Genomic DNA, 17,903 nt, shown 5'->3' with positions numbered 1-17,903 from the left:
CTTCGGGGCCGGCGGGTTGCGAAAGCCACTTTCGCAACCTTCAGCGTTGCGAAAGTGGCTTTCGCAACGTCGCTTTCGCTGTCTCGACTGGGGCGGCGACTCCGGAGGCGGCACGTGCTCACTCGCTCACCCGAAGTCGGCGACCACACCCCCGGCCGGAGCGGTGGCGCCTTTACGCGGAAGGCGTCAGCCGGCGATGTCCGCCCGTGCGATCACCTTCGTGATCCGTGCCCGCACCAACGACTCCTCCGGGACGGCGTTCCGCTTGCCGTACGCCTCGGCCTTGTCCTCGCCCATGTACCGCCCACCGAGCCTGGTCGCCCATTCGAGCATCTCGTCGAAGTCGTTGTGCAGCACGGCTTCGGCGGTGAACTGCACATACGAGTACGGCGGCTTCTGGTCGTCGACGGCCAGCGAAAGCCGCGGGTCGCGGCGCAGCGCCTTCCCCTTGAGGGTGTCCGTGCCGGTGGTGAAGATCAGCTCGTCCCCGTCCGGCCCTTCGTTCAGCAGGAACCACACCGGCGTCACGATCGGCGCCCCGTTGGCGCGGACCAGGCCGAGCATGCCCGTCCGCGTGCCCTCGCTCGCGAACTTCCACCATTCTTCCCGGCTCATTTCACGCATGAACCAGACGCTACCGCCGCCCGGAGCGCCGGGCACCCCGGTCACCCGTGCGAGGTGCGAGGGGTGGCGACTAGCCTGGCCTGCTGTGCGAGACGACGAGCTGACCGGGATGGGGCTGGCCGACGAGGGGCTGACCCGCCGCCTCAAGGCGCTGGCCTGCACCGCGCCCTTGCACGACCTCGACGCGCGCAAGGCGAAGCTGGACTGGGCGGACGCCACGATCTACCAGATGGCCGAGATCGCCCTGCACACGATCGACCAGGTCACCGTCTCGATGGACTTCGACACCGGCGCCGACCACGACCAGGTGATCGCGCGGTTGCTGCCGTTCGTGGCGCTCCAGGCCCCCGGCCGGACCCCCGACGAGCACGCCAAGGTCGCCCGCTGGGTGCTCGACAACCTGATCAACGTCGGCACCACCGATCGTGGGTTCCGCCGCGTCTACGGCTCCATCGGCCCCGGCGGCGGCTACCAGCGCCGCCAGTTCGACTTCAAGCTGCTCGTCGAGCTGGCCGCGCCCGACGGCGAGGTCTACCTGCGCGCCACCGACGAGGCGATCAACGTGCTCGTCGGCGCGCTGGACACCGACGTCGAGTCGGCCCAGATCGCGGCCGAGGTCAAACTGGAGAACCTGATCAACCGCGGCCGCCTCGCCGACGCGAAGCTCGCGGCGGAGCAGGCCCGCTACCGGACGGTGCAGTACGGCGAGACCCTGCGCGCCAAGCTCGACGCCACCCGGCGCGACGTGCGCGCGGTCGACTGGGAGCGCGAGGTCCCGGATCTGCTGGATCAGGCGCTGTCCCATATCGAGTCCCGGTTCCGCGCCGAGAACGCGATCCTCAAGAACATCACCGCGTCGCGGGACGAGACCGAGGACCCCGACCGCAAACGCCGTGCGGCCGAACTCGTCGACATCGTCAGCGACTGCATTCGCCGCCACACGCGGCTCCAGTCACGGCTGGCCGACGCGGGCGCGGTGTTCCGCGCCGAGCAGGACCGTCAGCAGTTCTCCGGGCCGCCGCAGCGCGCGACGATCGACCTGTTCGGCCAGCTCCTGATGCCGACGCTGGGCCTGCCGATCGCCGAAGCCGTCGCGCCCGCCGAATCGTTCTTTCACGCCGGCGCCGGCATCTCCCCGCCGACCGTGCCGTCGCTGTCGTCGCTGGTGTCCTTGCTGCTGCGGCCCGCGCCCGAACGCGACCAGCTCGTCGGCGAGATCCCCGAGCCCGAACTCATGCCCGCCGAGGTCACCGACAAATTCGGCGACGAGCAGTGGCGCCTCGCCGACGACCTGCTCGACCTGCCGGAGGTGCCGCGGCGGCTGTCCGGGCTGCTCGAAGAGGCCCGCCGGATCGATCCCGGCCTGCCGGCCCTGGTCGCCCTGCGCGCGGTGCACGCCTACAGTCCCGGGGTCGGCGCGGCGCTCCGGCTGGGGGAGCGCCAGGTGCTGCTGGCCGTCGACGACGGCACGCTGCTCGACGACCCGGAGTTCGGCGGAGCGGATCTGCTGCTTTCGTCGGCCACGGTCGATCGCCACGAAGAAGAGGAGGAGGTCGCGTGACGACAACCGGGGACGTCGAATCCGCGGCCAGGCTGGTTTCCTTCGGCATGCGCCCGAAGCAGTTGCCGTCGCGGGACGTCGTGTACGGCGACCTCGTCCGGCGCTACGGCGAGGACAGGGCGTTCAAACAGCTCACGCACGCGGTCGCGGCCGGGCTCGGGCTGATGGTGCTGGAGGTCAACCTCCAGGCCGGTGCCGTGCTGGCGGCGACCGACGAGTCCGTCTTCGAGATCAAGATGGACAGCTACGCGCGGCAGAGCAAGATCCGTGAGCGCCGCGAGACCGAGAAGGTCCTGCACGGACTCGTCCACCTGGCCACCGCGGCGCTCGGCTACCCGCGCCCGGACGACCTCGCCAACGACACCTACATCGGCCGCGTCAGCGTCGAGCAGGTGGACGCGATGGTGCGCGAGGCCTGCCGGATCCTCGACGAGCGCGCTGCCGAGGCGGAGGCGAACAACGACCCGCTGGCCGACGCGCCCGAACTCGAACAGGCCTGGCGCGCCTACGCCCGGCGCCCGGCGGCCGCGGCGACCAAGGACGGCAGGCTGGCGTCGGACACCACGCGCGGCATGGTCGCGCGAGCCCTGCGCTTCCTCGCCGATCAAGGCTTTCTCGTCCAGGTCAGCGGCGAACAGGGCGGGACCTACCGGACGACACCGCGCTACCAGGTGCAGGTGCGCGAACTCGCCGCCGACGCGGCCTTCGACGACCTGCTCGAACTGAACGTGGTCTCGGTCGCCAACGGCGGCGGGACGTTGCGCGCGGCCGCGTCGGACACGCTTTAACCAAGGGGAGTCGATGTACGAGCTTTCGCGGGTTCGCCTGCACTCGGTGGGCCCGGCAGGCGCGCGGTACCAGGATGTCGTGCTGGACTTCAGCGGTGTCGGCGCGGCCATCACCGCGCCCAAACAGGACGCGCTGTTCAGCGCCGGGATCCACCTCGCGGGGGAGGGGCCGCCGCGGCGCCCTTCGCCGGCGAGCGTGCTGTTCCTGGAGAACGGCGGCGGCAAATCCGTCCTGATCAAGCTGATCTTCTCGGTCATGCTGCCCGGCCGCCGCCAGGTCGTCGGCACGACGAACACCAAGGTCCTGGAGAAGTTCGTCGCCGCCAAGGACGTCTCGCACGTCGTGCTGGAATGGCTGCAGGTCGAAACCGGCCATCGGGTGATCACCGGCAAGGTGTCGGAATGGCGCGGGCACGTGGTGTCGGCGGATTCGGAGAACCTCGTCGATTCCTGGTACTGCTTCCGGCCGACGCCCTCGCTCGATCTGGACTCGCTGCCGCTGACGTCGGACGGCAGGCTGCTGACGATGTCCGGCTTCCACGACCAGCTCGACAAGGTGCATGGCGGCGAGCCGGAACTGGAGCTGTTCTGGACGCGGCGTCACCACGAGTGGACGTCCCGGCTCGACGGCCTCGGTCTCGACACCGAGCTCTTCCGGTACCAGCGCGCGATGAACGCCGGTGAGGGCGAGGCGGCGGACGCCTTCGCGTTCAGCACCGACGAGGCGTTCGTCGAGTTCCTGTTGCGCGCGGTGCTTTCGGAGGAGGAGCCGAAGGATCTCGCCGAGGTCGTCGCGACGTACGCGCACAACCTCGCCCAGCGCGGGGATCTGTTGTCGGAGCGCGATTTCGTCGCCGGTGCCCTCGATCTGCTCACGCCACTGGCGGAGGAAGAAGGCGTCGCGGCCGCGTCACGGAAGCTCGCCGACGCTGCCCGCGCCGAGATGCGGACGCTGGCCGGTCAGGTCGCCGCGCGCGACAAACTGGAGAACGAGCGGCTGAGCGGGCTCGAACAGCACGTCGACGAGGTGAAGTCCGCGGAGAAACTGGCCGAGGGCGACCACCGCCGTCTCGCCGCCGGGGTCACCGAACTCCGCCGCCTGGTCGGGAAACTGCGGCTCGAAGAGGCGCAGGAAAGCAAGAAGCGGATCGACGGCGAACTGGCCGAGGCCAAGACCGCCGCCGAGGCCTGGCGTGAATGCGCCACCGTGCTCAACCACCTCAACGCCTCCCGCAAGGCCCGCGACTTCCGGGAACTGGTGGGGAATCGGGAGCAGAGGGCGCAGCCCGCGCTGCAGGCACGCAACGCCGCCGCGGGCGCGCTCGCGCGGGGACTGCTGGCGCTGGCCAAGAACGCCACCGAGCAGGCGGCGAAGGCCGAAGCCCATGTCGGCGCCCTGCGTGCCGAGGCGGAGAAGGCCCAGGCGGAACGCGACGAGTCGGCGAACCTCGCGGCCTCGCGCCGGGCGGAGGCCCGCGGACTGGGCGCGCGGATCGCCGAAATCCGTGAGGAGATCGCGGAAACCGTCCGGTCCGGCGCGCTCAAGGCCGGTGCCGACGTCGCCGAGGCGGCGCGTGCGGCCAGGACGGAGGCCGAGGAGACCGCCGCGGAACTCGTCCGTCGTGAACAGGAACTCGAACGCGTCGCGGAGGATCTGCGATCCGCGCAGGCCACCGTCAACGACGCGCACCGGCTCGCGGGGTCCACCAAGGACCGTCTGGAGCGCGCGGCCGACGAACTCGACCGGGCCAACCGGCGCACCGACGCGCTCGCCGTCGAGCCCCGGCTGAGTGAACTCCTCGGCGCCGACGACGTCACACTGGAGACGGACCTCCCGGTGCTGCTGGAGCGTCTTCGTGAGGCGGGTTCGGCCGCGGAGAAGGAACAGACCGCGCTGCGGATGGAGGAATCCGTCGACGAGCGCGCGCTGAACGCGCTCGGCTCGGGCGGCCTCCTGCCCGCCACCGAAGAGGTCCAGGCCGCTTTGGACGCGCTGGAAGCCGCCGGGATGAACGCGTGGTCCGGCTGGCGTTACCTGTCCACTTTGGACAAGAAGAGGCGGGCGGCCGTACTGGCCCGCGCGCCCCAGCTGGTCTCGGGGATCCTGCTCAACGAACCGGAGCAGGTCCGGCTCGCCGAGAAGGTCCTGGCGGAGCGGCGTCTGCTGCCCACCACGATCATCCCGGTCGCCACGACCGAGGCGACCACGACCGGCCGCCTGCCGGACGAGGCCGGGATCGAATTCCTCGTGCCGCCCAATCCGGCGATGTACGACGAGGAAGCCGCCGACGCCGAGCGTGAGGCCATCGCGCTCCGGCACGCGGAACGGCAGCGACGGCTGGAAGCGCTGGCGACGTCGCTGGCCGATGACAGCGCCCTGTCGTGGAAGCTCAAGACCTGGCGCGAGGACTATCCGCCCGGCAGCATCGCGACCCTGGCCGAGCAGCTCCAGAACGCGCGCACCGCACACGAAACCGCGCAGACCGCGTTGGAGCAGGCGGAAAAGGAGTTCCAGCGCCTCGGTGAGAAGGCGTCCGGGCTCCGGGAACGGGTTCCCGAGCTGCGCATGGCTTCGGCCGAGGCGGGGGAGCGGGCTCGCGGGCTCGAAACGCTCGCGGCACGCGCCGCGAAGATTCCCGAGTGGACGGACGACGTCGAACGTGCGACCGAGACCGCCGAGCGGGCGGAGGCGACGGCGTCCGAAGCGGCGGTGAGGGCCTCCCGGCTGCGCGAGCAGGCGAGCGAGGAGCAACGCACCGCCGACGGGCATCGGCGCACGGCGACGACCGCGAAGGCGGAACTGGCCGAGGTGCCGGGATCGAGTGACGTCACCGAAAACGACCCCGTGCCCGCCGAACCGGTGGACGCGTTGCGGAGGACTTTCGCCTCGGCTTCCGAGGCGTACGCGAAGGTGGAGGTCGGCAGCGACCTCCGTGCCGAACTCGACCAGGCCGAGAGTGTCGAGGCGTCCGCGCGGGCGGCCGTGGAGGCGCTGGACGACGCCGTCCGCGAACGGGCTTCGGCGTTGCTGGAGACGCCGGACGGTTCCGACGCTTCGGCGCGGGCGGCGGCGCAGGCGCGGGCGAACCGCGCGGTCGCGGTGCTGGAAGAGGAGCGCACCGAGATCGTCGGGCTCGTCGCGACGCGCAAGGCGGAACTGGGCCAGTTGCCGGAACAGCCGTCCGCGATCGCTTCCGACGCGCGGCCGAAGGACATCGAGCACGGCCTGGAGCTGATCGACGAGGCGAGTCTCGAAGTGTCCGCCGCCGCGCGGAAATGGGAGGAACTCCAGGAGCGCCGCGCCGCCGCCGAAGCGACGCTGGAGTCCGCGAAGACCTCCGCGTCCGGTTTCGGGCTGCTGGCCGAATCCATGGCACATCTGTTGTCCGAATCGGACACCGCGGACGGTGGGGCGGCCTTCGAGGGCGACGTCGAATCCGCGCGCGCCAAGCACTCCCGGCTCAACACCTCGCTCACCGAGGCGCAGGACGCCGCCGACGCGGGTGACCGCCGGGTGCGGGCCGCGGCCGACCAGCTGGCGCAGTACGCCACGGACAAGCGCTTCGAGAAGCTCAGCACGCCGGTGCGGCAGCAGGTGATCTCGGTCCGCCGTGATCAGCTGCCCGTCCACGCCGCGGAATGGGCGGAGGCGTTGCGGCCCCGGCTGCGCACGCTCACCGACGATCTCGCGCAGATCGACCGGCACCGCGGCGGCATCATCACCCGCCTGCAGGGCATGGTCGACGGCGCGCTGCGCACTCTTCGTGCGGCACAACGGGTTTCGCGGCTGCCGGACGGTCTCGGCGACTGGTCGGGCCAGGAGTTCCTGCGGATCCGCTTCACCGAACTCGAAGAGAACGTGCTCGCCGAGAAACTGGGCGAGGTCGTCGACGAGGCCGCGGTGGGGAAGACCTCGGACGGCCGGGACGTCAAACGGGACGGGCTTTCGCTCGTGCTGCGCGGCGTGCAGGCCGCCGCTCCCAAGGGTTTCCGGGTCGACATGCTGAAGCCGGACTCCGTGCTGCGGACCGAGCGGCAGCGTGTCTCCGAGATCAGGGACGTGTTCTCCGGCGGGCAGCAACTGACCGCCGCGATCATCCTGTACTGCACCCTGGCGGCGCTGCGGGCGAACAACCGCGGCAAGGCCCGCAACCGGCATTCCGGCGTGCTGTTCCTCGACAACCCGATCGGCCGCGCGTCGGCGGGCTACCTGCTGGAACTGCAGCGCGCGGTCGCGGAGGCGCTGGGCGTCCAGCTGATCTACACCACCGGCCTGTTCGACGCCGGCGCGCTGAGCGAGTTCCCGCTGATCGTGCGGTTGCGCAACGACGCGGACCTGAGGGCGGGGCGCAAGTACCTCTCCGTCGACGCGACGATCCGGAACGCCACCGACGAACTCGGCGAGCCGGACGGCGTCGCGCGGCTCTCGGCGACACGGCTGTTCACGCGACCGGCGGACGAGCCGGAACCGGAAGAGGAGACCGCCTAGGGTGGCACAATGTGGCACTAGGGGGCACATGAGCGCTATAGTGCGCTTATGAGCGTTCAGCACGAGATCTCCCAGCGTGATCTCCGGAACCGGTCCGGCGAGATCATGGACGCGGTCGAGCACGGGGAGACCTTCACCGTGACCCGCAGTGGTTCGCCCATCGCCCAGCTGGTCCCGCTGTGCCGCCGTCACGCCGTTTCCCGCGACCAGTTCGCCACCGGCTCGGCCAACGCTCCGCTCATCGACCCGGACAGGTTCCGCGCGGACCTCGACGACGCTTTCGAAGGCGAGGCGGAAGATCCCTATGGCCGCTGAGGTCCACGGCCTGCTCGACACGAACATCCTCATCCTCCGGCGGACGATCGACCACGCCCAGCTGCCGGATCTGATGTCGATCAGCACGATCACGCTCGCGGAACTGTCGGCGGGCCCGCACTACGCCACCGATCCGGCCGAGCGGGCCCGGCGTACGGATCTGCTGCAACGAGTGGAGTCCGAATTCGACCCGCTGCCCTTCGGCACCGAGGCGGCCAGGATCTTCGGCAGGGTGTCGGCGTCCGTGCTCGCGATGGGCAGGACGCCCCGGCGGCGGGTGGCCAATCTGATGATCGCGAGCGTGGCCATCGCGCACCGGATGCCGTTGTACACCACCAATCCGCAGGATTTCGAAGGCCTGAAGGAACTTCTCGAGGTCGTTCCGGTCACCCGGCCGGGTCGTTAGAACGACTCCGAATCACGCACGACCCCGTGTCGAGGCCCGGTACTGCCCGGGAGCCTGACGGCGAGCGCGGCGGAAGGCCCTGCTGAACGCGTACACCGAGGTGTAGCCGACCGAGTGGGCGATGGTGTCCACGGTGGCGTCGGTGTCGCGCAGCCGGACGGCGGCCAGGTCCATCCGCCACTGGGTCAGGTACTCGCCCGGCGTCCGGCCGGTGGTTTCGCGGAAACGCCGGGTCAGCGTGCTGCACGAGGTCGCCAGCTCCGTCGCGAGCAGGTCGGTGGTCCATGGTTTCGCCGGGTCCTCGTGGATCTTCGCCAGCGCCACGCTGATCAGCGGATCGCCGAGGACGCCGAGCCAGGTTCCCCGCGCCTCGGCCGGTTTCTCGGTTCGCCACGCGCGAAGCAACTGGACCAGCAGGATGTCGACGAGCCGGTTGAGGACGAATTCCGTGGCGATCTGCGGTGAGGCCAGTTCCCGCGACAACAGGCGGACGGTGTCGTCCAGTCCACCGCCGACGTGGTTCGCGCGGATGTGCACCAGCTCGGGCAGGGTGGCCAGCACCTGGGTGGACACCGCGGGGTCGTAGTCGTAGGACGCGCCGAGGACATGGGTGTCCACCTCGCCGGACCCGAGCCGCAACACGCCGCCGCAGGCTCGCGCCTTCTCCGCCGCCGTGCACAGGTTGGGAATGATCGCGACGTCCGGAGCGCTGCGCAGAGTGTGCTCCGGGCCGTTCGGCAACAGGACGACGTCGCCGGGCATGAGCTGCCGCGGCGGGTGCCCGGCCAGTTCCAGCCAGGCGGTGCCGCAGGTGACGGCGTAGAAGGCGGCGCGGGTGATGCCGTGCCAGAGGATGCCCCAGGGTCCGGACGCCTCGATCCGGGCTCCGGCGGCGCCGCGGACCCCGCCCACGGCGAGCGCTTCGGCCAACAGGTCCATGGCATCGAGGGTAGTGCGACAGGTGGATATCTTCGTGGTGTTTTCAGGCATCGATACGGTCACCGGATGCGTCATACGATCAAGGTCATGACTGACACGTTCGACTTCGACCAGATCAACCGCACCGTGATCGCCGAGTTTCGCGAGACCGGCGGGAAGGCGGGCGGCATGTTCGAGGGCTACCCGCTCGTCCTGGTCCACCACACCGGCGCGAAGTCCGGCACTCAGCGGATCGCGCCGCTCGTCCCGCTGCTCGAAGGCGACCGGATCTTCATCTTCGCGAGCAAGGGCGGCTCGGACGACAACCCGGCGTGGTTCCACAACCTGGTGGCCAATCCGGACACGAAGGTCGAACTCGGCACCGAGACCTTCCCGGTCCGCGCACGGTTGCTCGCCGGCGCCGAGCGCGACGAGGTCTACGCCAGGCAGTCCGCCGTCATGCCGCAGTTCGCCGAGTACCAGAGCAAGACCCGCCGCGTCATCCCGGTCTTCGAGCTGGAGCGGGTCTAGCCCTTCACGCTCAGCCGTTGTGACACCTGGTGTGCGTGGCGATCGCCGAGTCCGTGAACGCCTGACAGCCAGGTAGCCGCTCAGTTCGACGTGACGAGGTAACCGATCACCGCGGCCTCCAGGACGAGGAACAACGTCACGATCACCACGAGCCCCAGCTTGCGTTCCCGGCGTGAACGATCGGACTCGGTCACCGTGGGTCGCTCCTTCTGTGCTCTCAGTGTTCGGCGAGGGTTGGTATAGATACTTTCCCACCAAAAGTATCGGTATCTCGTATGGGTTCGGCAAGGCCCCGGTAGCCTCTCGCGCATGGCGGTTGATCGGATGGGTGTGCGGTGTGAGCCGTGGGCCGGGGACATCCGGATGATCCACGAGCGCCGGTACACGCTCGCCGACGGTGGCCCATGAGCAGCCCGGGCGCGAAGACCTACGCGAAACCGGACACCGGGTTCGCGTGGCTGCGGATGTTCGGGGCGATCCTGGTCGTCTTCGAACACTGTTTCCCGATCATCGAACCGAGCCGGATCACCAGCCTGCCGTCGAGCTGGAACATCTCGCTGGGGTACTTCGCGCTCATGGGCTTCTTCGCCATGAGCGGCTACCAGATCGCGGACAGCTGGCGGCGGGACTCCTCGTGGTGGCGGTACCTGCTCAAGCGGGTGCTGCGGATCTGGCCGCCGCTGCTGTTCGTGGTCATGGTGACGGCGTTCGTGATCGGGCCACTGGTGACGGTGCTCAGCCCGCGCGAGTACTGGGGGAATCACGACACCTGGGGCTATGTCGTGAACAACGCGATGCTGTACCCGTTGCAGCATCTGCTCCCGGGCGTGTTCACCGAGAACCCCTACCCGTTCTCCGCGAACGGTTCGATCTGGACGCTCCCGATGGAGGCCACCGGATATCTGATCGTGCTCGTCATCGGACTGGTGGGTGGCCTCGCGCGAGGACGGATCGTCCTGTTCCCACTGCTGCTGGCGTTCATGGTGGCGGACGGGTTCATGGGGGCCTCGGTCGGCTTCCACGGCAACGGGGGCTCGTTGTTCAGCGTGCCGCTGGGGTCGATGGTGGCGTTCCTGGTGGCGTTCGTCATCGGCATGCTGCTGCACAGTCACCGGGACCTGATCCCGTTGCGCCCGGCCGTCGCGTACGCGCTGGTGGCGCTCTACCTCGTCGCGAACTTCACCCCGCCCATCGAACCCGCGACGCGGTTCATCCTGCCCATCGCCGCGGGCTACGGCGCGATCACCTGGGCGTACCACTGGCCGCGCCGGCTGGAGGGCTACGACCAGTGGGTCTATCCCAGCTACGGGATGTACGTGTGGGGAATGCCGGTGCAGCAGCTGTTCACGCTCGCCGGGGTCCGCGATTCGTACCTGCTGATCGTGCTCGCGGTGCCCACCGCGTACGTCTGCGGGGTGGTCTCCTGGCGGCTGATCGAACGGCCGACCCAGAAACTGCGGATCTACCTCCGGGTGCCGGACGAATCCCGGTCCGGCAACGGAAGCCCCGCGCCGAACCCGGATACCGAGATCACCCAGGTGATTCCGGCAGTCCCGCTCGCGCCGAACCCGGACACCGAGATCACCCAGGTCATCCGGGCCGTCCCGCCTGCTCCGCCGCCACGCCGGCCGGCGCCTCGAGTCGCTCGCTTCGGGCCGCGGCCCGGGGGAGTGATGCCGCCGCTGGCCCACGGCCGGGAACGCCGGAACTGACGGGTCCGGACCGATCCGTTTTGTCGGGGCCCGGTGGTAGGAACGATCCGTGATCCCCAAGATCGATATCCGGCAGCGCCGTGCCCGCCTCGCGACGCGTCATCGCCTCACCACGCCCGCCGAGTCGGTGCTCGCCGCCGCGGACGCGGTCGTCGCGCTGCACGCCACCGATCCGGCGTCGGTGCACCTGTCGGCGTGGGCGCGGGTGAAGGGCGACGGCGTCGCCGAGCTGGAAAGCGCGCTGTACGAGGAGCGCACGCTGATCCGGATGCTCGGCATGCGCCGCACGGTCTTCGTACTCGGGCACGAGAACGCGGCGCTCGTGCAGGCCGCGTGTTCCGCCGACATCGCCAAGAAGCAGCGCCGCCTCCTCGAGCAGCACCTCGGCACGCAGGGCCATCCGGAGAACGTGCCGGAGCCGGAGCGCTGGCTCGCCGAGGTCGAGGACGCGACCGAGCGCGCCCTGAAGGCTCGTGGTTCCGCCACGGCACAGCAGCTGTCCGAGGACGAGCCGCGCCTCAAACAGCAGTTGCTGATGGCCAAGGGCAAACCGTACGAGGCGATCGCCAACGTCACCAGCCGTGTCCTGTTCCAGCTCGCGGTCGACGGCCGCATCGTGCGCGGCCGCCCGCGCGGCAGCTGGATCAGCAGCCAGTACTACTGGGCCCCGATGGCGGGCTGGCTGCCACAGGGCCTCGCCGAATGGGACGCCGACGCCGCCAGGGCCGAGCTCGCCTGGCGCTGGCTCTACGCCTACGGTCCCGCCCCGATCGTGGACCTCCGTTGGTGGACGGGCTGGACGGCGGGCCAGACGAAGAAGGCGCTCGCGGCGGTCCAGCCGGTCGAGGTCGATCTCGACGGCGTTCCCGGCGTGGTCCTCGCCGACGATCTGGAGCCCGTCGAAGAGCCAGGGCTGTGGGTCGCGCTGCTCCCGTCCCTCGATCCGACGTCGATGGGCTGGATCGAGCGCGACTGGTATCTCGGCCCGCACAAGGCGCCGCTGTTCGACGGCACCGGCAACATCGGGCCCACCGTCTGGGCCGACGGCCGCATCGTCGGCGGCTGGGCGCAACGCCCGGACGGCGAGGTCGTCCACCACTTCCTGGAGGACGTCGGCGCGGACGTCGAACGGGCCGTCGAGGCGGAGGCGAACCACCTGGCCGAGTGGTTCGGAGAGGTGCGAGTCACGCCACGAATGCGGACTCCGGTGGAGCGACGGTTAGCACAGGGAAGCTGAGAGTTTCGACAAGACGGCCTGGTAGCGATGGTCTTAATCGATTCTTGACCTGACCCACCGAGTGGTGGAAGTCTCGTCAGGGCAAAGAGGGTCGCCCGAGCACGCACGCTAGGGTTGCGCCCGAGTAAAGGACGTCTTACCGGGGCGATCCCGGACGAGTCTCAAGGGAGTGGCAGCAGTGACGGTTCGCGTAGGTGTCAACGGCTTCGGCCGCATCGGCCGCAACTTCTTCCGGGCCGTGCAGGCCGCCGGTCACGACATCGAGGTTGTCGCGTTCAACGACCTCGGCGACGTCGCCACCATGGCCCACCTGCTCAAGTACGACTCCATCCTCGGCCGTTTCCCGGGCGAGGTCAGCGTCAGCGACGAGGGCATCGTCGTCGACGGCAAGACGATCAAGGCCCTCGCCGAGCGCGACCCGGCCAACCTGCCCTGGGGCGACCTCGGCGTGGACGTCGTCGTCGAGTCGACCGGTTTCTTCACCACCGGTGACGCCGCCAAGGCGCACCTCGCCGGTGGCGCCAAGAAGGTCATCATCTCCGCGCCCGCCAAGGGCGAGGACCTGACCGTGGTGCTGGGCGTCAACGACGACAAGTACGACGGTTCGCAGAACATCATCTCGAACGCGTCCTGCACCACCAACTGCCTCGGCCCGCTGGCCAAGGTGCTGAACGACGCCTTCGGTGTCGAGCAGGGCCTCATGACCACGATCCACGCGTACACGCAGGACCAGAACCTGCAGGACGCGCCGCACAAGGACCTGCGCCGCGCCCGTGCCGCCGCGCTGAGCATGGTCCCGACCTCGACCGGTGCCGCCAAGGCCATCGGCCTGGTCCTGCCGGAGCTCAACGGCAAGCTCGACGGCTACGCGGTCCGCGTCCCGGTCCCGACCGGTTCGGCCACCGACCTCACCGTCACGCTGACCAAGAGCGCGACCCTCGAAGAGATCAACGCGGCGTACAAGGCCGCCGCCGAGGGCCCCCTGGCCGGCATCCTGCGCTACAGCGACGACCCGATCGTTTCGGCCGACATCGTCACCGACCCGGCGTCGTGCATCTACGACGCGCCGCTGACCAAGGTCATCGGCAACCAGGTCAAGGTCGTCGGCTGGTACGACAACGAGTGGGGCTACTCCAACCGCCTCGCCGACCTCGTCAAGCTCGTCGGCAACAAGCTCTCCTGAGCCATGGCGCTGAAGAACCTCGAAGACCTGCTGGGCGAGGACGTCTCAGGCCGGTACGTACTAGTGCGTTCCGACCTGAACGTCCCGCTCGACGGGGACAAGATCACCGACGACGGCCGTGTCCGCGCGGCCCTGCCGACCCTCAAGCGGCTCGCCGAGGCGGGCGCGAAGGTGGTCGTCACGGCGCACCTCGGCCGTCCCAAGGGCGAGCCGGACCCGAAGTTCTCGCTCGCGCCCGTCGCCGCGAAGCTCACCGAGCTGCTCGGCGTCGACGTCCCGCTGGCCGGTGACCTGGTCGGCGAGTCCGCCAAGGCCACCGTCGCGGGCCTGACCGACGGTCAGGTGGCCCTGCTGGAGAACGTGCGCTTCGACGCGCGCGAGACCAGCAAGGTCGAGGCCGAGCGGCAGGAACTGGCCGCCGAGCTGGCCGCGCTCGTCCCTGGCGGCGCGTTCGTCTCCGACGGTTTCGGTGTCGTGCACCGCAAGCAGGCCTCGGTCTACGAGATCGCACGGGCGCTTCCGGCGTACGCGGGCGGTCTGGTGCTGGCGGAGGTCGACGTCCTCAAGAAGCTCACCGAGGACCTGGCTCGGCCGTACGTCGTCGTTCTCGGCGGCGCGAAGGTGTCGGACAAGCTGGGCGTCATCGCCAACCTGCTGACCAAGGTCGACAGGCTGCTCATCGGTGGCGGCATGGCGTACACCTTCCTCAAGGCCCAGGGCCACGAGGTCGGCAACTCGCTGCTGCAGGAGGACCAGCTGGAGCAGGTCCGCGGCTTCCTCGCCGAGGCGGAGAAGCGCGGAGTCGAGCTGATCCTGCCGGTGGACGTCCTCGCCGCGACGGGCTTCGCCGCCGACGCCGACTTCGACGTCGTCGACGCGACGGCCATCCCGGCCGAGCGCATGGGGCTCGACATCGGCCCGAAGTCGCGGGAACTGTTCGCGGGCAAGCTGGCCGACGCGGCGACCGTGTTCTGGAACGGCCCGATGGGTGTGTTCGAGTTCGAGTCCTTCGCCGGCGGCACCCGTGCCGTGGCCGAGGCGCTGGTCGAGAGCGACGCCTTCACCGTGGTCGGCGGGGGAGACTCCGCCGCGGCCGTGCGGCAGCTCGGCCTGCCGGAGGACGGCTTCTCGCACATCTCGACCGGCGGCGGCGCGTCGCTGGAGTACCTGGAGGGCAAGGAACTGCCCGGAGTCACTGTGCTGGGAGAGAACGACTAGTGGCGCGCAAACCGCTCATCGCCGGCAACTGGAAGATGAACCAGAACCACCTCGAAGCCATCGCGCTGGTTCAGAAGATCGCCTTCGCCCTGCCGGAGAAGTACTACGCGAAGGTCGACGTCGCGGTCCTGCCGCCGTTCACCGACATCCGCAGCGTCCAGACGCTGACCGACGGCGACAAGCTGTCGCTCACCTACGGCGCCCAGGACCTGTCGCCGCACGACTCCGGTGCCTACACCGGTGACGTGTCGGGCCCGATGCTGGCGAAGCTGGGGTGCAGCTTCGTCACCGTCGGGCACTCGGAGCGGCGTGAGTACCACGGCGAGTCCGACGAACTGGTGAACAAGAAGGTCAAGGCGGCGCTCAAGCACGGCATCAAGCCGATCCTGTGCGTGGGGGAGAAGCTTGAGGTCCGCGAGGCGGGCGAGCACATCGCCCACACCACGGCCCAGCTGGTCGAGGGCCTCAAGGGACTCAAGGCCGAGCAGGTCAAGGACGTCGTCGTCGCCTACGAGCCCGTCTGGGCGATCGGGACCGGCAAGGTCGCGACGCCGCAGGACGCCGAGGAGGTGTGCGGAGCCATCCGCGCCACCCTCGCCGAAAAGTACGGTGCCGAGGTCGCGTCCTCGGTCCGCGTGCTCTACGGCGGCTCGGCCAAGGCCAACAACATCAGTGACCTCGTCGCCTGCGAGAACATCGATGGTGCGCTTGTCGGTGGTGCCAGCCTGGATGGTGACGAGTTCACCAAACTCTGCGCACTCGCCGCGGGCGGGCCCCTGCCCTGATCGGGGCACCTACCGGGTAACCTGGGTATCCGGTCCGTCACACAGCAGTGGACGAGTCCAGGAGTACGGTGTGTCCTGGCGGTGCTGGGTTGCAAACCCCGGCCGCCTGTGCACACCGTTTTCCTGCATTCTCCAAGAGCGCAGAGGATGACATGAAGCTGTTCCTGCAAATCCTGTTGATCGCCTCCAGCGTGCTGCTGGTGGTCGCCGTGTTGCTGCACCGCGGCCGTGGTGGCGGTCTGTCTTCGCTGTTCGGTGGCGGTATGCAGTCGAGCCTCTCGGGCTCGAGCGTGGCCGAGAAGAACCTCGACCGGATCACGCTGCTGCTGGGCGCGGTGTGGCTGATCAGCATCATCGGCCTCGGGCTCCTGCTCAAGGTCTGATCGACCCAGGTGTTTCGGCGTGCCTATGGGGGGCGCGCCGCCGATCCCTATAGGTGTGAGGATTCATGGTTGGCGGTAACGCGATTCGGGGCACCCGTGTGGGTGCCGGTCCTTCGGGCGAATCGGAACGGGGTGAGTCGGCGCCGCGGCGCCGTATTTCCTACTGGTGCGCCAACGGGCACGAGGCACAGCCCTCGTTCTCGATGGACGCCGAGATTCCCGACGAGTGGGACTGCCCGCGCTGCGGGCTCCCCGGTGGGCAGGACGAGAAGAACCCTCCTGCCGCGCCACGGACCGAGCCTTACAAGACTCACCTCGCGTACGTGAAGGAACGGCGTTCCGACGCCGACGGCGAGGCCATCCTCGCCGAGGCGCTGGAGCGGTTGCGCCAGCGCCGGGAGATCTAGTCGCTGCTGTTCAGGGCTGAGCCCGCGTCCGCTATCCCGTCGCCAGGGCGGTGGGATAGCGGAGCCCGCGGCCAGCCGGGTTCAGCGCGGCTCCGCCGACCGGCCGGTCACCGGTCGAGCGGGTACCGGGCACGCACCCGGAACCCGCCGTCCTCGGTGTCGGCGGTCTCGAAGCTCCCACCCAGCAGTCGAGCGCGTTCGGCCAGTCCGGTCAGCCCGTGCCCTCCCGAGGGCAGGGCCGCACCGGGGGTCCGGGCGCGCTCGTTGCGTATTTCGACCTTGAGCGAACCGTGTTCGCCCTGGATCCGGATGGTGGCGGTGGCGCCGGGCGCGTGCTTGTGCACGTTGGTCAGGCATTCCTGCACCGTCCGGTAGGCCGCCGCCGAAACCTGGCTGGGCAGGAGATCGGGGATCCGCTCGACGGTCAGATGCACCGGGACGTCCGAGCCTCGGATCAGCCGGTCGAGTTCGTTGATCCCCGGCCGGGGCCCGTCGTCTTCGGACCCCGAGCGGAGCACGCTCACGAGCGAACGCAGTTCCTCGAGCGTCTTGGTGCTCAGTTTCCGGATGACCTGCGCGGTTTCGAGGGAGCGGGCATCGGTGGTCTGCGCCTGCAGGGCGCCGGCCTGCATCGCGATCAGGGTGATCTGGTGCGAGACGACGTCGTGCATCTCCCGCGCGAGGCGGGCGCGTTCCTCCGCGCGCACGGCGTCGGCGTGGAAGCGGCGCTCACGATCGCGGCTGGCGGCGAGTTCGGAGAGCTTCTGCGAGATCTCGGTCCGCGCTCCGATGAGCAGGCCGATGGCCACCGGCATCCCGGCGACGATGACGCCGTAGATGCCGTCCAGGACGTGCTCGCGCCAGCTGAGTTCGACGAAGTCGGCCAGCGGCCACTGGACGAACCGGCAGGTGAAGACGAGGGCGAACCCGGTCCAGGTCTGCCAGTGCATCTGTTTGCGGGTGGCGAGGAAGCCGAGTGCGATCATCGCGGCCAGCTGTGACCAGCCCGCCAGGAATCCGGGGACGGTGACGATCACCGCGAGGAACGGCAACTTGCGCCGGAAGGCGAGACCGAGGCACGCGGCGCCGGACAGGTAGATCGAGTACGGCTGAGCCTTCTCGGGGATCACCAGCCACACGTCGAGCGCGGCCAGGAAGATCGCGAGTGTGTCGATGCCCAGCGCGACCAGCGCCGGGCGTTTGATCTTGGCGAACGAAATGACCCCGGCGGCACGGCGCATCCGGTCGGCGGCGTCCGCTCCGGAGCCGCCCACCGAGATACCTGGCATCGAGAGACCCTCTGTGCTCATCGCTGGCGACCTCACTCGTCTTGTGGACTTGGATGG

16 protein-coding genes are annotated in these 17,903 nt (G+C 69.5%); 13 read left to right on the top strand and 3 right to left on the bottom strand.

The window, feature by feature from the left end; translation table 11 throughout:
- Nucleotides 1-186: 186 nt before the first annotated feature.
- Nucleotides 187-624, bottom strand: a complete 438-nt coding sequence (locus tag CVV72_RS15310; RefSeq protein WP_219153057.1) for a PPOX class F420-dependent oxidoreductase — start codon at nt 622-624, stop codon at nt 187-189.
- Between the two features lie 109 nt (nt 625-733).
- Here CVV72_RS15310 and CVV72_RS15305 point away from each other — a divergent pair, with 109 nt between their 5' ends.
- Genes CVV72_RS15305 through CVV72_RS15285 form a run of 5 tightly spaced genes read left to right on the top strand, consistent with a single transcriptional unit; the run spans nt 734 to nt 8,183 of the window.
- The gene (locus tag CVV72_RS15305) at nt 734-2,185 is read left to right on the top strand and encodes a hypothetical protein (RefSeq protein ID WP_219153973.1); all 1,452 of its coding nucleotides are present in this window, start codon (nt 734-736) and stop codon (nt 2,183-2,185) included.
- Between the two features lie 47 nt (nt 2,186-2,232).
- Nucleotides 2,233-2,973: a hypothetical protein gene (locus CVV72_RS15300; protein WP_046199931.1), complete on the top strand. Its 741-nt coding sequence runs from the start codon at nt 2,233-2,235 to the stop codon at nt 2,971-2,973.
- 13 nt (nt 2,974-2,986) lie between these two features.
- Nucleotides 2,987-7,462 (top strand): hypothetical protein, encoded by a 4,476-nt coding sequence (locus CVV72_RS15295; protein WP_219153056.1) that lies wholly within the window; start codon nt 2,987-2,989, stop codon nt 7,460-7,462.
- Nucleotides 7,463-7,510: 48 nt separating this feature from the next.
- On the top strand, nt 7,511-7,777 hold the full coding sequence (locus CVV72_RS15290) for a type II toxin-antitoxin system Phd/YefM family antitoxin (protein ID WP_037320919.1): 267 nt from the start codon (nt 7,511-7,513) through the stop codon (nt 7,775-7,777).
- Nucleotides 7,767-8,183, top strand: coding sequence for a type II toxin-antitoxin system VapC family toxin (locus CVV72_RS15285; protein ID WP_219153055.1), 417 nt, complete (start codon nt 7,767-7,769; stop codon nt 8,181-8,183). Before CVV72_RS15290 ends, CVV72_RS15285 begins: the two co-directional genes overlap by 11 nt.
- 12 nt (nt 8,184-8,195) lie before the next feature.
- Here the strand turns inward: CVV72_RS15285 and CVV72_RS15280 are convergent, their stop codons facing one another.
- Nucleotides 8,196-9,122 (bottom strand): AraC family transcriptional regulator, encoded by a 927-nt coding sequence (locus CVV72_RS15280; protein ID WP_219153054.1) that lies wholly within the window; start codon nt 9,120-9,122, stop codon nt 8,196-8,198.
- Between the two features lie 66 nt (nt 9,123-9,188).
- On the opposite strand from CVV72_RS15280, the gene CVV72_RS15275 reads away from it, so the two are divergent.
- The 8 genes from CVV72_RS15275 (at nt 9,189) to CVV72_RS15240 (ending at nt 16,557) form a co-directional block, all read left to right on the top strand.
- On the top strand, nt 9,189-9,632 hold the full coding sequence (locus tag CVV72_RS15275; RefSeq protein WP_219153053.1) for a nitroreductase family deazaflavin-dependent oxidoreductase: 444 nt from the start codon (nt 9,189-9,191) through the stop codon (nt 9,630-9,632).
- A 404-nt stretch (nt 9,633-10,036) separates the two neighbouring features.
- Nucleotides 10,037-11,344 carry an acyltransferase gene (locus CVV72_RS15270; RefSeq protein WP_219153052.1) on the top strand — a complete coding sequence of 436 codons (1,308 nt, stop codon included), beginning with the start codon at nt 10,037-10,039 and terminating at the stop codon, nt 11,342-11,344.
- Between the two features lie 49 nt (nt 11,345-11,393).
- Entirely contained in the window at nt 11,394-12,581 is a 1,188-nt protein-coding gene (locus CVV72_RS15265; protein ID WP_219153051.1) for a winged helix DNA-binding domain-containing protein, read from the top strand.
- 178 nt (nt 12,582-12,759) lie between these two features.
- Nucleotides 12,760-13,764: a type I glyceraldehyde-3-phosphate dehydrogenase gene (gap, locus tag CVV72_RS15260; protein WP_034311751.1), complete on the top strand. Its 1,005-nt coding sequence runs from the start codon at nt 12,760-12,762 to the stop codon at nt 13,762-13,764.
- 9 nt (nt 13,765-13,773) lie between these two features.
- Nucleotides 13,774-14,982, top strand: coding sequence for a phosphoglycerate kinase (gene pgk / locus CVV72_RS15255; RefSeq protein WP_304511510.1), 1,209 nt, complete (start codon nt 13,774-13,776; stop codon nt 14,980-14,982).
- Nucleotides 14,982-15,767 (top strand): triose-phosphate isomerase, encoded by a 786-nt coding sequence (tpiA, locus tag CVV72_RS15250; protein WP_037344017.1) that lies wholly within the window; start codon nt 14,982-14,984, stop codon nt 15,765-15,767. Before pgk ends, tpiA begins: the two co-directional genes overlap by 1 nt.
- Nucleotides 15,768-15,919: 152 nt before the next feature.
- Entirely contained in the window at nt 15,920-16,150 is a 231-nt protein-coding gene (gene secG / locus CVV72_RS15245; RefSeq protein WP_016333144.1) for a preprotein translocase subunit SecG, read from the top strand.
- 65 nt (nt 16,151-16,215) lie between these two features.
- Nucleotides 16,216-16,557, top strand: coding sequence for an RNA polymerase-binding protein RbpA (locus CVV72_RS15240; protein ID WP_034311760.1), 342 nt, complete (start codon nt 16,216-16,218; stop codon nt 16,555-16,557).
- 107 nt (nt 16,558-16,664) lie between these two features.
- Here the strand turns inward: CVV72_RS15240 and CVV72_RS15235 are convergent, their stop codons facing one another.
- Nucleotides 16,665-17,867: a sensor histidine kinase gene (locus tag CVV72_RS15235; protein WP_167373484.1), complete on the bottom strand. Its 1,203-nt coding sequence runs from the start codon at nt 17,865-17,867 to the stop codon at nt 16,665-16,667.
- Between the last annotated feature and the right edge of the window lie 36 nt (nt 17,868-17,903).

It is taken from the genome of Amycolatopsis sp. TNS106, from assembly GCF_019330265.1.
Lineage (GTDB): Bacteria > Actinomycetota > Actinomycetes > Mycobacteriales > Pseudonocardiaceae > Amycolatopsis > Amycolatopsis lurida.
This window is presented reverse-complemented; position numbering and strand designations above follow the sequence as displayed.

Excerpts from the sequence above, each read along its gene's own strand:
- CVV72_RS15280 (WP_219153054.1), bottom strand. The coding sequence starts at position 9,122 with ATGGACCTGTTGGCCGAAGCGCTCGCCGTGGGCGGGGTCCGCGGCGCC.
- secG (WP_016333144.1), top strand. The coding sequence starts at position 15,920 with ATGAAGCTGTTCCTGCAAATCCTGTTGATCGCCTCCAGCGTGCTGCTG.
- CVV72_RS15285 (WP_219153055.1), top strand. The coding sequence starts at position 7,767 with ATGGCCGCTGAGGTCCACGGCCTGCTCGACACGAACATCCTCATCCTC.
- CVV72_RS15235 (WP_167373484.1), bottom strand. The coding sequence starts at position 17,867 with ATGAGCACAGAGGGTCTCTCGATGCCAGGTATCTCGGTGGGCGGCTCC.
- CVV72_RS15290 (WP_037320919.1), top strand. The coding sequence starts at position 7,511 with ATGAGCGTTCAGCACGAGATCTCCCAGCGTGATCTCCGGAACCGGTCC.
- CVV72_RS15275 (WP_219153053.1), top strand. The coding sequence starts at position 9,189 with ATGCGTCATACGATCAAGGTCATGACTGACACGTTCGACTTCGACCAG.
- CVV72_RS15295 (WP_219153056.1), top strand. The coding sequence starts at position 2,987 with ATGTACGAGCTTTCGCGGGTTCGCCTGCACTCGGTGGGCCCGGCAGGC.
- CVV72_RS15310 (WP_219153057.1), bottom strand. The coding sequence starts at position 624 with ATGCGTGAAATGAGCCGGGAAGAATGGTGGAAGTTCGCGAGCGAGGGC.
- CVV72_RS15270 (WP_219153052.1), top strand. The coding sequence starts at position 10,037 with ATGAGCAGCCCGGGCGCGAAGACCTACGCGAAACCGGACACCGGGTTC.
- CVV72_RS15305 (WP_219153973.1), top strand. The coding sequence starts at position 734 with ATGGGGCTGGCCGACGAGGGGCTGACCCGCCGCCTCAAGGCGCTGGCC.
- CVV72_RS15240 (WP_034311760.1), top strand. The coding sequence starts at position 16,216 with ATGGTTGGCGGTAACGCGATTCGGGGCACCCGTGTGGGTGCCGGTCCT.
- CVV72_RS15300 (WP_046199931.1), top strand. The coding sequence starts at position 2,233 with ATGCGCCCGAAGCAGTTGCCGTCGCGGGACGTCGTGTACGGCGACCTC.